The 13,835-nt window shown below is 71.5% G+C and carries 12 protein-coding genes and 1 pseudogene; 12 read left to right on the top strand and 1 reads right to left on the bottom strand.

The features are described from left to right. Positions 1-142: 142 nt before the first annotated feature. On the bottom strand, positions 143-2,341 hold the full coding sequence (locus tag IEZ11_RS22550; RefSeq protein WP_189264658.1) for an elongation factor G-like protein EF-G2: 2,199 nt from the start codon (positions 2,339-2,341) through the stop codon (positions 143-145). Between the two features lie 222 nt (positions 2,342-2,563). Here IEZ11_RS22550 and pgsA point away from each other — a divergent pair. The 12 genes and pseudogenes from pgsA (at position 2,564) to secD (ending at position 13,832) form a co-directional block, all read left to right on the top strand. Next, positions 2,564-3,299 (top strand): annotated as a pseudogene (pgsA, locus tag IEZ11_RS22545) (phosphatidylinositol phosphate synthase). Continuing rightward, positions 3,296-4,204: a phosphatidylinositol mannoside acyltransferase gene (locus IEZ11_RS22540; RefSeq protein ID WP_189264656.1), complete on the top strand. Its 909-nt coding sequence runs from the start codon at positions 3,296-3,298 to the stop codon at positions 4,202-4,204. Before pgsA ends, IEZ11_RS22540 begins: the two are co-directional and overlap by 4 nt. Further along, complete coding sequence (locus IEZ11_RS22535; RefSeq protein WP_189264655.1) at positions 4,201-5,361, top strand: glycosyltransferase family 4 protein; 1,161 nt, start codon at positions 4,201-4,203, stop codon at positions 5,359-5,361. The genes IEZ11_RS22540 and IEZ11_RS22535 overlap by 4 nt, the downstream gene beginning before the upstream one ends. A 118-nt stretch (positions 5,362-5,479) precedes the next feature. After that, the gene (locus IEZ11_RS22530; RefSeq protein ID WP_189264654.1) at positions 5,480-6,031 is read left to right on the top strand and encodes a LemA family protein; all 552 of its coding nucleotides are present in this window, start codon (positions 5,480-5,482) and stop codon (positions 6,029-6,031) included. 104 nt (positions 6,032-6,135) lie between these two features. Further along, the gene (gene pdxS / locus IEZ11_RS22525; protein WP_189264653.1) at positions 6,136-7,041 is read left to right on the top strand and encodes a pyridoxal 5'-phosphate synthase lyase subunit PdxS; all 906 of its coding nucleotides are present in this window, start codon (positions 6,136-6,138) and stop codon (positions 7,039-7,041) included. A 7-nt stretch (positions 7,042-7,048) separates the two neighbouring features. Beyond that, a complete protein-coding gene (pdxT, locus tag IEZ11_RS22520) occupies positions 7,049-7,654 on the top strand; it encodes a pyridoxal 5'-phosphate synthase glutaminase subunit PdxT (RefSeq protein WP_189264652.1) in 606 nt (201 codons plus the stop codon). 51 nt (positions 7,655-7,705) lie between these two features. Then, positions 7,706-8,458 (top strand): YebC/PmpR family DNA-binding transcriptional regulator, encoded by a 753-nt coding sequence (locus IEZ11_RS22515; protein WP_189264651.1) that lies wholly within the window; start codon positions 7,706-7,708, stop codon positions 8,456-8,458. A 203-nt stretch (positions 8,459-8,661) separates the two neighbouring features. Continuing rightward, positions 8,662-9,201, top strand: coding sequence for a crossover junction endodeoxyribonuclease RuvC (gene ruvC / locus IEZ11_RS22510; protein ID WP_189264650.1), 540 nt, complete (start codon positions 8,662-8,664; stop codon positions 9,199-9,201). Further along, the gene (ruvA, locus tag IEZ11_RS22505) at positions 9,198-9,803 is read left to right on the top strand and encodes a Holliday junction branch migration protein RuvA (RefSeq protein ID WP_189264649.1); all 606 of its coding nucleotides are present in this window, start codon (positions 9,198-9,200) and stop codon (positions 9,801-9,803) included. Before ruvC ends, ruvA begins: the two co-directional genes overlap by 4 nt. Before the next feature lie 27 nt (positions 9,804-9,830). Beyond that, positions 9,831-10,904 carry a Holliday junction branch migration DNA helicase RuvB gene (ruvB, locus tag IEZ11_RS22500; RefSeq protein ID WP_189264648.1) on the top strand — a complete coding sequence of 358 codons (1,074 nt, stop codon included), beginning with the start codon at positions 9,831-9,833 and terminating at the stop codon, positions 10,902-10,904. 456 nt (positions 10,905-11,360) lie between these two features. After that, positions 11,361-11,888 carry a preprotein translocase subunit YajC gene (yajC, locus tag IEZ11_RS22495; protein ID WP_189264647.1) on the top strand — a complete coding sequence of 176 codons (528 nt, stop codon included), beginning with the start codon at positions 11,361-11,363 and terminating at the stop codon, positions 11,886-11,888. A 141-nt stretch (positions 11,889-12,029) separates the two neighbouring features. Next, complete coding sequence (gene secD, locus IEZ11_RS22490) at positions 12,030-13,832, top strand: protein translocase subunit SecD (protein ID WP_189264646.1); 1,803 nt, start codon at positions 12,030-12,032, stop codon at positions 13,830-13,832. Positions 13,833-13,835: the final 3 nt, after the last annotated feature.

Genomic DNA, 13,835 nt, shown 5'->3' with positions numbered 1-13,835 from the left:
CCTGTTGATCAAGTACTCAGGGTATCTCCAGCCACCGACAAGCGTCGGCGGACGGCCGAAGCCGTCCGCCGGACACTCCTGTTGCCGACTGTTCTCGATCGTTGCCGTCCCCCGTTGTGTGCTTTGGATCAACCTGGATCAACTAGGAGGCTTCTTTGGCCTGTTCGCGAATCTTCTCGGCGATCTGCGGTGGCATCGGCTCGTGCCGCGCGTACGAGCGGCTGAACCGGGCCGTGCCGTGCGAGAGGGAGCGCAGGTCGACCGCGTACCGGCCGATCTCGAACTCCGGCACCTCGGCCTTGACCAGGGTGCGTCCGCCGCTGGTCTGCTCGGTGCCGAGCACCCGGCCGCGCCGCCCGGACAGGTCGCTCATCACCGCGCCCACGTAGTCGTCGCCGACCAGCACGGACACCTCGGCCACCGGTTCCAGGAGATGGATCTTCGCGTCCGCCGCGGCCTCCCGCAGGGCCAGCGCGCCCGCGGTCTGGAAGGCGGCGTCGGAGGAGTCCACGGAGTGCGCCTTGCCGTCGAGCAGGGTGACCCGCACGTCGACCAGCTGGTAGCCGGCCGCGACCCCCCTGACGGCCTGGGCCCGGATGCCCTTCTCGACGGACGGGATGAACTGCCGGGGCACCGCGCCGCCGACCACCTTGTCGACGAACTCGATGCCGGAGCCGCCCGGCAGCGGTTCCACCTCGATCTCGCAGATCGCGAACTGCCCGTGCCCGCCGGACTGCTTGACGTGCCGGCCGCGCCCGGCGGACCTGCCGGCGAACGTCTCCCGCAGGGACACCTTGTGCGGTACGACGTCGACCTGGACGCCGTAGCGGCTGCGCAGCCGCTCCAGGGCGACGTCCGCGTGCGCCTCGCCGAGGCACCACAGCACCACCTGGTGGGTGTCCGGGTTCTGTTCGAGCCGCATGGTCGGATCCTCGGCGACCAGGCGCGCCAGGCCCTGCGAGAGCTTGTCCTCGTCCGCCTTGCTGTGCGCCTCGATGGCGAGCGGCAGCAGCGGGTCGGGCATCTCCCACGGCTCCATGAGCAGCGGGTCGTCCCGGCCCGAGAGGGTGTCGCCGGTCTCCGCGCGGCCGAGCTTCGCCACGCACGCCAGGTCGCCGGCGATGACGTGGGTGACCGGCCGCTGCTGTTTGCCGAACGGCGTGGACAGCGCGCCGATCTTCTCGTCGACGTCGTGGTCCTCATGGCCGCGGTCGGCCAGGCCGTGCCCGGAGACATGGACCGTCTCGTCGGGGCGCAGGGTGCCGGAGAAGACCCGGACCAGCGAGACCCGGCCGACGTACGGGTCGGACGCGGTCTTCACGACCTCCGCGACCAGCGGGCCGCCCGTGTCGCACGGCTTGATCTCGCGCGGCCTGCCGTCGATGGTGGTGACCCCCGGCGTGGGGTGCTCGAACGGCGTCGGGAAGCCGCCGGTGACCAGCTCCAGGAGCTCGACCGTGCCGAGGCCCTGGCGGGCGCCGTCGGCGGCCGGGGCGGCGGCCAGGACGGGGAAGAAGGCCCCGCGTGCCACGGCCCGCTCCAGGTCCTCGATCAGCGTCTTGAGGTCGATCTGCTCGCCGCCCAGGTAGCGGTCCATGAGCGTCTCGTCCTCGCTCTCCGCGATGACCCCCTCGATGAGCCGGTTGCGGGCCTCCTCGATGTCCGGCAGCTGGTCGGGTTCCGGCTCGGACTCCTTGCGCTCCCCGGTGGAGTAGTCGAACAGCTTCTGCGTGAGCAGCCCGACCAGACCGGTCACGGGCGCGTGCCCGTCCGGACCCGGCGCGCCGTGCAGCGGCAGGTAGAGGGGGAGCACGGCGTCGGGGTCGTCGGCGCCGAACGCCTCGGCGCACACCCGGGTCATCTCCGTGAAGTCCGCGCGGGCGGCCTCCAGGTGCGTGATCACGATCGCCCGCGGCATCCCGACGGCGGCGCACTCCTCCCACACCATCCGGGTCGAGCCGTCCACCCCGTCCGCGGCCGAGACGACGAAGAGGGCCGCGTCCGCGGCGCGCAGACCGGCCCTCAGCTCACCGACGAAGTCGGCGTATCCCGGGGTGTCCAGGATGTTGATCTTGATTCCGTTCCATTCGACCGGTACCAGCGACAGCTGTACGGAGCGCTGCTGCCGGTGCTCGATGTCGTCGTAGTCCGAGACGGTTCCGCCGTCCTCCACCCGGCCCGCCCGGTTCACCGCTCCCGCGGTCAGCGCGAGAGCCTCCACCAGTGTGGTCTTGCCCGATCCGGAGTGGCCGACCAGCACCACATTCCGTACAGACGCGGGGTGGTCGGCCGCCCTTGCCCTGCCGGCGGCTCCGGGGTGTTCCCTGACCTTGTCGCCCATGGTCTTGCCTCCCGTGCACGGTGAGGTCTCTGTGGGCGCGGGCGAGCATGGCGGGCCGCGTGCGGTGGCGGCTCCGATGACGCCCGCGGTTATTCGAGCTTTCCACTCCGGTCACGGTGCGTCCATACGAAGGACGTGATCGTGCTCGCGGGACCCCTGCGGTCCGGCCGCCGGTCCCGACTGAGAGTGCCCAGCCGTCGCACACACGCGCGCGTGGCTACGATGGGCCAGCCGGGGTGGCCAGCAGGGGCCGCACGGCGCAACGACCGTCGGGAAGGCCATGCTGAACAAGTACGCGCGTGCATTCTTCACGCGTGTCCTCACACCGTTCGCCGCGTTTCTCATCCGCCGGGGCGTGAGCCCGGACACGGTCACGCTCCTCGGCACGGCAGGAGTGGTCGCGGGCGCGCTGGTCTTCTTCCCCCGGGGCGAGTTCTTCTGGGGCACGATCGTGATCACGCTGTTCGTGTTCTCGGACCTGGTGGACGGCAACATGGCCCGCCAGCTGGGCCGCACCAGCCGCTGGGGCGCCTTCCTGGACTCCACCCTGGACCGGGTCGCCGACGGCGCGATCTTCGGCGGCTTCGCCCTCTGGTACGCGGGCAACGGCGACAACAACGTCCTGTGCGCCGTCTCCATCTTCTGCCTGGCCAGCGGCCAGGTGGTGTCGTACACCAAGGCGCGCGGCGAGTCGATCGGGCTGCCGGTGGCCGTCAACGGCCTGGTCGAGCGCGCCGAACGCCTGGTGATCTCGCTGGTGGCGGCCGGGCTGGCCGGCTTCCACAAGTTCGGTGTCCCGGGCATCCAGATCCTGCTGCCGATCGCCCTGTGGATCGTCGCCGTGGGCAGCCTGGTCACCCTCGTGCAGCGGGTCGTCACGGTCCGCAGGGAGTCCGCCGAGGCGGAGGCCGCGGCCGAGCGGGAGAGCACCGCCCACGGGAGCGAGGCCGCGAAGTGACCGCCGCCGACCGGCTCACCGACGCTCTGTACGGTCTCGGCTGGAGCACCGTCAGGAAGCTCCCCGAGCCGGTCGCCGTGCGCCTCGGCGACTCCGTCGCCGACCTCGCGTGGAGGCAGCGCGGCAAGGGCGTCCAGCGGCTCGAGTCCAACTACGCGCGCGTGCTGCCCGACGCCGGCCCCGAGCGGCTGCGCGAGCTGTCCCGCGCGGGCATGCGCTCGTACCTGCGCTACTGGATGGAGTCCTTCCGGCTGCCCGCCTGGAGCGAGGAGCGGATCCGCAGGGGTTTCGAGCCGAAGGACGTCCACCACCTCACCGACGGCCTCGCCTCCGGCCGGGGCGTGATCATCGCCCTGCCGCACCTGGCCAACTGGGACCTGGCCGGCGCCTGGGTCACCACCGAACTGGCGACCCCGTTCACCACGGTCGCCGAACGGCTCAGGCCCGAGACGCTGTACGACCGCTTCGTCGCCTACCGCGAGGGCCTCGGCATGGAGGTCCTGCCGCACAGCGGCGGCACCGCCTTCGGCACCCTGGCCCGCAGGCTGCGCGCCGGCGGCCTGGTCTGCCTGGTCGCCGACCGCGACCTGTCCGCCTCCGGCGTGGAGGTCGACTTCTTCGGCGACACCGCGCGGATGCCCGCCGGACCCGCCCTGCTGGCCCAGCAGACCGGCGCGGTCCTGCTGCCCGTGACGCTCTGGTACGACGACACCCCGGTCATGAAGGGCCGGGTGCACGCCCCGGTCGAGGTACCCGGGTCAGGTGACAAGGCCGAGAAGACGTCTGTCATGACACAGGCGCTGGCCGACGCCTTCGCCACCGGGATCGCCGACCATCCGGAGGACTGGCACATGCTGCAGAGGCTGTGGCTCGCGGACCTCGACCCCGCGAAGGGACCGTCGTGAGGATCGGCATCGTCTGCCCCTACTCCTGGGACGTCCCGGGTGGCGTCCAGTTCCACATCCGCGACCTCGCCGACTACTTCATCCGCCTCGGCCACGACGTCTCCGTCCTCGCCCCCGCCGACGACGACACCCCGCTCCCGCCCTACGTCGTCTCCGCCGGCCGCGCGGTCCCGGTGCCCTACAACGGCTCGGTGGCCCGCCTCAACTTCGGCTTCCTGTCCGCCGCGCGGGTGCGCCGCTGGCTGCACGACGGCGCGTTCGACGTGGTCCACGTCCACGAGCCGACCTCCCCGTCCCTCGGTCTGCTGACCTGCTGGGCGGCGCAGGGCCCCATGGTGGCGACCTTCCACACCTCCAACCCGCGCTCCCGCGCGATGATCGCCGCGTACTCGATCCTCCAGGCGGCCCTGGAGAAGATCAGCGCCCGGATCGCGGTCAGCGAGTACGCCCGCCGCACGCTGGTCGAGCACCTCGGCGGGGACGCGGTCGTGATCCCCAACGGCGTCGACGTCGACTTCTTCGCCAAGGCCGAGCCGCGCCCCGAGTGGCAGGGCGACACCATCGGCTTCATCGGCCGCATCGACGAGCCCCGCAAGGGCCTCCCGGTGCTGGTGAGGGCCCTGCCGAAGATCCTCGCCGCCCGCCCGCGGACCAGGCTCCTGGTGGCCGGCCGCGGCGACGAGGAAGCCGCGGTCGAGTCCCTCCCCGCCGAGCTGCGCTCCCGTGTCGAGTTCCTCGGCATGATCAGCGACGCGGACAAGGCCCGCTTCCTGCGCAGCCTCGACCTGTACATCGCGCCCAACACGGGCGGCGAGAGCTTCGGGATAATCCTGGTCGAGGCCCTGTCCGCGGGCGCTCCCGTGCTCGCCTCCGACCTCGACGCCTTCGCCCAGGTCCTGGACCAGGGCGCGGCCGGCGAGCTCTTCGCCAACGAGGACGCCGACGCGCTGGCGGCGGCGGCCGTACGGCTCTTGGCGGACCCGGAGCGGCGGGCCGCGCTCAGCGAACGCGGCAGCGTGCACGTACGCCGGTTCGACTGGTCCACCGTGGGCGCGGACATCCTGTCCGTCTACGAGACGGTGACGGCGGGCGCGGCGGCGGTCGCGGCCGACGAACGCTCGGGGCTGCGGGCACGGTTCGGGCTGGCGCGGGACTAGGCGCTTCGCTGGGAGGGCCGGGATAGGTCGGCTGCGGCGCCGTCGTGGCTGGTCGCGCAGTTCCCCGCGCCCCTTCGGGGGGCGCGTTGTGGTGGGCGCGTCCTATAGCGTTCCGCCCGTGAGCGCTTCCCTCATCTGGACCCTCTGGATTCTCGCCGTCCTCGTGGTGGTCGGCCTGTACCTGAGCTGGACCGCAGGCCGTCTCGACCGGCTGCACTCGCGTATCGACGCCGCCCGTGCCGCCCTCGACGCCCAGTTGCTGCGGCGGGCCTCCGTGGCCCAGGAGCTGGCGACCTCGGGGGTGCTGGACCCCGCCTCCTCGATCGTGCTGTACGAGGCCGCGCACGCCGCCCGGCAGGCCGAGGAGGAGCAGCGGGAGGTCTCCGAGAGCGAGCTGAGCCAGGCGCTGCGGGCGGTCTTCGAGGACCCGCAGCAGGTCGAGGAGGTCCGTGAGGCCCCCGGCGGGGAGGCCGCCGCCGGCGAGCTGGCCGAGGCCGTACGCAGGGTCCCGATGGCCCGCCGCTTCCACAACGACGCCGTCGGCGCGGCCCGCCGGCTGCGCGAACACCGCAAGGTCCGCTGGTTCCGGCTGGCCGGGCACGCCCCCTTCCCGCTGGCCTTCGAGATGGACGACGAACCGCCCGCCGCGCTGGTCGAGCGCACCGCCTGACCGGAAAACGATCCACCGCCTACCCATTGGCCCTTGCTGTGGACTGGTCCACTCGCGTTTCCTCGGTGTCTGCAGAAGCCCTCTTTCAGCGAGTGAGGTCACCCGTGTCCACCATCGAGAACCAGACCCCCGAGACCGGCACCGCCCGCGTGAAGCGCGGCATGGCCGAGCAGCTCAAGGGCGGCGTGATCATGGACGTCGTCACGCCGGAGCAGGCGAAGATCGCCGAGGACGCGGGCGCCGTCGCCGTCATGGCCCTGGAGCGGGTCCCGGCCGACATCCGCAAGGACGGCGGAGTGGCCCGGATGTCCGACCCGGACATGATCGAGGGCATCATCGAGGCCGTCTCGATCCCGGTCATGGCCAAGTCCCGGATCGGCCACTTCGTCGAGGCCCAGGTCCTCCAGTCGCTCGGCGTCGACTACATCGACGAGTCCGAGGTCCTCACCCCGGCCGACGAGGTCAACCACTCCGACAAGTGGGCCTTCACCACACCCTTCGTCTGCGGTGCCACCAACCTCGGTGAGGCCCTGCGCCGGATCGCCGAGGGCGCGGCCATGATCCGCTCCAAGGGCGAGGCCGGCACCGGCAACGTCGTCGAGGCCGTCCGCCACCTGCGCCAGATCAAGAACGAGATCGCCCGGCTGCGCGGCTACGACAACAACGAGCTGTACGCCGCCGCCAAGGAGCTGCGCGCCCCCTACGAGCTGGTCAAGGAGGTCGCCGAGCTCGGCAAGCTCCCCGTGGTGCTGTTCTCCGCCGGCGGCGTCGCCACCCCGGCCGACGCGGCCCTGATGCGCCAGCTCGGCGCCGAGGGCGTCTTCGTCGGCTCCGGCATCTTCAAGTCCGGCGACCCGGCCAAGCGCGCCGCCGCCATCGTCAAGGCGACCACCTTCTACGACGACCCGAAGATCATCGCGGACGCGTCCCGCAACCTCGGCGAGGCCATGGTCGGCATCAACTGCGACACCCTCCCCGAGACCGAGCGCTACGCCAACCGCGGCTGGTAGGAAATCCATGACCGACGCACCTGTCATCGGCGTCCTGGCCCTCCAGGGCGACGTACGGGAGCACCTCATCGCCCTGGCTGCGGCGGACGCCGTGGCCAGGCCGGTCCGGCGCCCCGAGGAACTCGCCGAGGTGGACGGCCTCGTCATCCCCGGCGGTGAGTCCACCACCATCTCCAAGCTGGCCGTCCTGTTCGGCGTGATGGAGCCGCTCCGCGCGCGCGTGCACGCCGGAATGCCCGTCTACGGCACCTGCGCGGGCATGATCATGCTCGCCGACAAGATCCTCGACCCGCGCTCGGGCCAGGAGACCGTCGGCGGCATCGACATGATCGTCCGGCGCAACGCCTTCGGGCGGCAGAACGAGTCGTTCGAGGCGGCGGTCGACGTACGCGGCATCGACGGCCATCCTGTAGAGGGCGTCTTCATCCGTGCCCCCTGGGTCGAGTCCGTGGGCGCCGGGGCCGAGGTGCTCGCCGAGCACGGCGGCCACATCGTCGCGGTCCGCCAGGGCAACGCGCTCGCCACGTCGTTCCACCCGGAACTGACCGGAGACCACCGCGTGCACTCCCTGTTCGTCGACATGGTGCACGCGAACCGGGCGACGGAGTCCTAGTAGGATCTCTGGCGTTCGTTGTTGGATGGGTTACGCGAAGGAGACAGGCAGATGTCCGGCCACTCTAAATGGGCTACGACGAAGCACAAGAAGGCCGTGATCGATGCCAAGCGCGGCAAGCTCTTCGCGAAGCTGATCAAGAACATCGAGGTCGCGGCCCGGATGGGCGGCGTCGACATCGAGGGCAACCCGACGCTCTACGACGCCATCCAGAAGGCGAAGAAGCAGTCGGTCCCGAACAAGAACATCGACTCCGCGGTCAAGCGCGGCGGTGGTCTTGAGGCCGGCGGCGCCGACTACGAGACGATCATGTACGAGGGCTACGGTCCGAACGGCGTCGCGGTGCTCATCGAGTGCCTCACCGACAACCGCAACCGCGCGGCCTCCGACGTGCGCGTCGCCATGACCCGCAACGGCGGCAACATGGCCGACCCCGGCTCGGTGTCGTACCTCTTCAACCGCAAGGGCGTCGTCATCGTCCCCAAGGGCGAGCTGACCGAGGACGACGTCCTGGGCGCCGTCCTGGACGCGGGCGCCGAGGAGGTCAACGACCTGGGCGAGTCCTTCGAGGTGCTCAGCGAGGCCACCGACATGGTCGCCGTCCGCACCGCCCTCCAGGACGCCGGGATCGACTACGACTCCGCGGAGGCCAACTTCGTCCCGACCATGCAGGTCGAGCTGGACGAGGACGGCGCCAAGAAGATCTTCAAGCTGATCGACGCTCTCGAGGACAGCGACGACGTGCAGAACGTCTTCGCCAACTTCGACGTGAGCGACGAGGTCATGGAGAAGGTCGACGCGTAACGCCGCCGCGGGCTGAGCGGCTTCGGCGGGCCGGTGGGACACATCCCTCCGGCCCGCCGCCGTTGTCAGTGGCAGCGACTAGCCTGGCGCCATCCATGGATCACCGTCCAAGGACCGCGACCGTCGATCGAGGCACCACGACGGTGCTCGGCCAGGTCCGCGAGAGCGGCGGCGGTCCAGCCGCACAGAGGGGAGGGGGCGCGATGCGCGTACTGGGTGTGGACCCCGGGCTGACCCGGTGCGGTGTCGGTGTCGTCGAGGGCGTCGCCGGGCGGCCGCTCACCATGGTCGGTGTGGGGGTCGTACGGACGCCGCCGGACGCCGAGCTCGGTCATCGCCTCGTCGCCGTGGAGCAGGGCATCGAGCAGTGGCTGGACGAGCACCGGCCCGAGTTCGTCGCCGTGGAGCGGGTGTTCAGCCAGCACAACGTACAGACCGTGATGGGCACCGCCCAGGCCAGCGCCGTCGCCATGCTGTGCGCCGCCCGCCGTGGCATCCCCGTCGCCCTGCACACCCCCAGCGAGGTCAAGGCCGCCGTCACCGGTTCCGGACGTGCCGACAAGGCCCAGGTCGGCGCCATGGTCACCAGGCTGCTCAGACTGAGCGCCCCGCCCAAGCCCGCCGACGCCGCCGACGCCCTCGCGCTCGCCATCTGCCACATCTGGCGCGCCCCCGCGCAGAACCGACTCCAGCAGGCCGTCGCCCTGCACGCAGCCAACGCAACGAAAGGCCGTACGGCATGATCGCCTTCGTCAGCGGCCCGGTCGCCGCCCTCGCCCCGGACTCCGCGGTCGTCGAGGTGGGCGGGATCGGCATCGCCGTCCAGTGCACCCCCAACACCCTGTCCGGGCTGCGCATGGGCCAGCCGGCCAGGCTCGCCACCTCGCTCGTCGTCCGCGAGGACTCGCTCACCCTCTACGGCTTCGTCGACGACGACGAGCGCCAGGTCTTCGAACTCCTCCAGACGGCGAGCGGCGTCGGCCCGCGGCTCGCCCAGGCGATGCTCGCCGTGCACAACCCGGACGCGCTGCGCCGCGCGGTGGCCACGGGCGACGAGAAGGCGCTCATCGCCGTGCCCGGCATCGGCAAGAAGGGCGCGCAGAAGCTGCTCATCGAACTGAAGGACCGGCTCGGCGAGCCCGTCGGCGCCCCCGCGATCGGCGCCCCGGTCAGCCAGGGCTGGCGCGACCAGCTGCACGCCGCCCTGATCGGCCTCGGGTACGCGACCCGGGAGGCCGACGAGGCCGTCACCGCCGTCGCCCCGCAGGCCGAGGCCGCCGGGGGCCCGCCCCAGGTCGGCCAGCTGCTCAAGGCGGCTCTGCAGACCCTCAACCGCGCCCGCTGACCCCACCACCGCTGAGGCACATCACTTATGAACTGGGACGACCCGACCGACACCGGCGCCGACGCGGAGCGGCTGGTGGGCGCCGTCGCCGACCGTGAGGACCAGGCCGTCGAGGCCGCCCTGCGCCCCAAGGACCTCGGCGAGTTCATCGGCCAGGAGAAGGTCCGCGAGCAGCTCGACCTGGTGCTGCGCGCCGCACGCGCGCGTGGCGCCACCGCCGACCACGTGCTGCTCTCCGGCGCCCCCGGGCTGGGCAAGACCACCCTCTCCATGATCATCGCCGCCGAGATGGGCGCCCCGATCCGCATCACCTCGGGCCCCGCCATCCAGCACGCCGGCGACCTGGCCGCGATCCTCTCCTCCCTCCAGGAGGGCGAGGTCCTCTTCCTCGACGAGATCCACCGGATGTCGCGGCCCGCCGAGGAGATGCTGTACATGGCGATGGAGGACTTCCGGGTCGACGTGATCGTCGGCAAGGGGCCGGGCGCCACCGCCATCCCCCTCGAACTGCCGCCGTTCACCCTGGTCGGCGCCACCACCCGGGCGGGCCTGCTGCCGCCCCCGCTGCGCGACCGCTTCGGCTTCACCGCGCACATGGAGTTCTACGAACCGCGCGAGCTGGTGCGGGTCGTGCACCGCTCGGCGAACCTGCTGGACGTCGAGATCGAGCCGGCCGGCGCCGCCGAGATCGCCGGCCGCTCGCGCGGCACGCCCCGTATCGCCAACCGGCTGCTGCGCCGGGTCCGTGACTACGCGCAGGTCAAGGCCGACGGTCTGATCACGCGGGAGATCGCGCACGCGGCGCTCGCCGTCTACGAGGTGGACGAGCGCGGCCTGGACCGGCTGGACCGCGCCGTTCTCGAAGCCCTGCTCAAGCTGTTCGGCGGCGGCCCGGTCGGCCTGTCCACCCTCGCCGTCGCGGTGGGGGAGGAGCGCGAGACGGTCGAGGAGGTCGCCGAGCCCTTCCTGGTCCGCGAGGGCCTGCTGGCCCGCACCCCGCGCGGCCGTGTCGCCACCCCCGCCGCCTGGGCCCACCTGGGCCTGACCGCCCCCCGCGGCACGACGGGCGGAACCGGCCAGCAGGACCTGTTCGGCACCTGACACCAGGCGCCGCCGGCCCGCCCGTACCGCGGCAGGACGGCCCGGCCGCACAGCGGGGCGGACATCGGCCCCGGGGCGCGGGCGTGCGGGTCCCGGGCGGCCGGCGGCCGCAGGCCAGGTGCGCCGGTGACCGGGACGGCGCGTGTCCGGCGTCCGAACCGTCACCGTTGCCGATGAGAACGCGTCGGGCCGCCGTATCCCGGGACCGGCCTCGTATCCGGCCCTGTCCCGGCCCGGAGAGTCCGTCGCCCGCGCACCAGGCTCCGGCCGCAGACGTGATCGCTTCGTGACGGCGGGGCATTGGCGGGCCCAGGAACCCAGGTGCCATGCTGAACGTTGTTCCATGCGCGCGGACTCGCTTAGACTCCGCCGATGCCGCCTTCGCGGGCGGCGCCGACCACACCCCCATCATCCAGGCCGCTCACCGCCGCGGCTGCGCGAAGGAAATTCCGTCCCGTGAATAGCTTGCCTCTTCTCGTGTTCATCGTCCTCATCGCGGCCATGTTCCTGATGACGCGTTCCACCAGGAAGCGCCAGCAGCAGGCCACGCAGATGCGGAACGAGATCCAGCCCGGCAACGGGGTCCGCACCATCGGGGGCATGTACGCGACGGTCAAGGAAGTCAACGAGGACACGGTCCTCCTCGACGCCGGCCCCGGCGTGGACCTCCTCTTCGCGAAGAACGCGATCGGCGCCATCCTCACGGACGACGAGTACAACCGCATCGTGCACGGCGTCGAGCACGACCTGAAGTCCGACGCCGACGTCGTCCCGGACGACGCCTCCTCCCTCACCGAGACCGACGACGAGTCCGCCGACGCTGCCGCCGCCTCCGACGACAAGGCCGTCGACCTCGGTAAGAAGGACGCCGCCCAGGACGAGACCGGGGACAAGGCGGAAGACGAGACGGAGGAGGCCGCGACCGTCGACGCGAAGGCCGACGAAGAGCCGAAGAAGACCGACGGCGACTCCGACGCGAAGTAGCCGTGACCCGGGAAGCGGCGCGCGCACCAGACGCGCATTCCGCATCCCGGGCGCGTCTGTTTCCCGTACGGGATCACGACACCATGTCACGGCCGACCGCGCTGACCAGGCGCGCGGCGGCCCGAGAGGGAGTACGAGAAGGTGGCAGCACCTAAGAGGGGCCGGAGCGCGAGCGCCCAGAGCAAGCCAGGGCGCTCGCTGGCCCTCATCCTGATCGCCATCGTGGCGCTCACCGGAGGAATGTTCGCCTCCGGAAACACCACTCCGCGTCTCGGTATCGACCTGGCCGGTGGTACGAGCATCACGCTTCAGGCGAAGGCCGACCAAGGGTCCGCGATCAACAAGACCAACATGAACACCGCGGTCGAGATCATGAACCGCCGTGTCAACGGTCTCGGCGTGTCCGAAACGGAGGTCCAGACCCAGGGCACCAGCAACATCATCGTCAACATCCCCAAGGGCACCAACTCCGCAGAGGCCCGCCAGCAGGTCGGCACCACCGCCAAGCTGTACTTCCGCCCGGTCCTGGCCCAGGAGGCCAGCGTCGGCGCCGCGGCGAGCGCCTCCCCGAGCGCGTCCGCCAGCGGCAGCTCCAGCGCCTCCCCGAGCACCTCCCCGTCGAGCAGCGCTTCGTCGTCCCAGAAGGCGACCGGGACGTCCTCCGCCTCGCCGTCGTCCTCCGCCACCTCTCAGGGCCGCCCGGTCACCGACGCCCTGAAGGCCGGCTCCACGCCGTCGTCCTCGGCGTCCGCCTCCTCGTCCGCGAGCCCCTCCGCCACCTCGTCGGCCGACGCGAGCGCCTCTGCCAGCGCCTCCGCCGCGGCCTCGAAGCTGGAGGCCCAGTACACCGCTCTGGACTGCTCCAAGGCCACCCAGCGCGCCACCGCCGGCAAGAACGCCAAGCCGACCGACGCCACCGTGGCCTGCGGCAAGATCTCCGGTGTCTGGTACAAGTACGTGCTCGGCCCGGCCCGTGTCGACGGCACCGACGTCAAGAAGGCCCAGGCCGTCTACGACACGCAGAGCGCCGCCGGCTGGCAGGTCCAGATGACCTTCACCTCCGGCGGAGCCAAGAAGTTCGCGGACGTCACCGGTGAGCTCGCCAAGAACGCCTCGCAGCCGACCAACGAGTTCGGCATCGTCCTCGACGGCGAGGTCGTCTCCAGCCCGACCGTGAGCCAGTCCATCACCGGCGGCTCGGCGGAGATCTCCGGCAGCTTCACCCAGGAGGAGGCCCAGAGCCTCGCCAACGTGCTGTCGTACGGCGCGCTTCCGCTCTCCTTCCGGACGGAGAGCGTCACCACCGTCACCGCCGCCCTCGGCGGTGAGCAGCTGCACGCCGGTCTGCTGGCCGGTGCCATCGGTCTCGCGCTGGTCATCATCTACCTGGTGGCCTTCTACCGCGGTCTGTCGCTCGTCGCGATCCCCTCGCTGCTGGTGTCCGCGGCCCTCACCTACGCGATCATGTCGCTGCTCGGTCCCACGATCCACTTCGCGCTGAACCTGCCCGCCGTCTGCGGTGCGATCGTCGCGATCGGTATCACGGCGGACTCGTTCATCGTGTTCTTCGAACGCATCCGGGACGAGATCCGCGAGGGCCGCACGCTGCGCCCCGCCGTCGAGCGGGCCTGGCCGCGTGCCCGGCGCACCATCCTGGTCTCCGACTTCGTGTCGTTCCTGGCCGCCGCCGTGCTGTTCATCGTGACCGTCGGCAAGGTCCAGGGCTTCGCGTTCACCCTCGGTCTGACCACCGTGCTCGACGTGGTCGTCGTCTTCTTCTTCACCAAGCCGCTGATGACGCTCCTCGCTCGGCGTACGTTCTTCGCGAGCGGCCACAAGTGGTCGGGCCTCGACCCGAAGGGCCTGGGCGCCAAGGCCCCGCTGCGCCGCACCCGCCGTCCCGCCGGCCCTGCCGCCGGCCCTGTCGACCCGAAGGAAGCGTGAGCG

The sequence above is a fragment of the Streptomyces fuscichromogenes genome, from assembly GCF_014645815.1.
GTDB lineage: Bacteria > Actinomycetota > Actinomycetes > Streptomycetales > Streptomycetaceae > Streptomyces > Streptomyces fuscichromogenes.
Note: the sequence above shows the minus strand (reverse complement) of the source record. Positions and strands in the feature narration are given on the sequence as shown.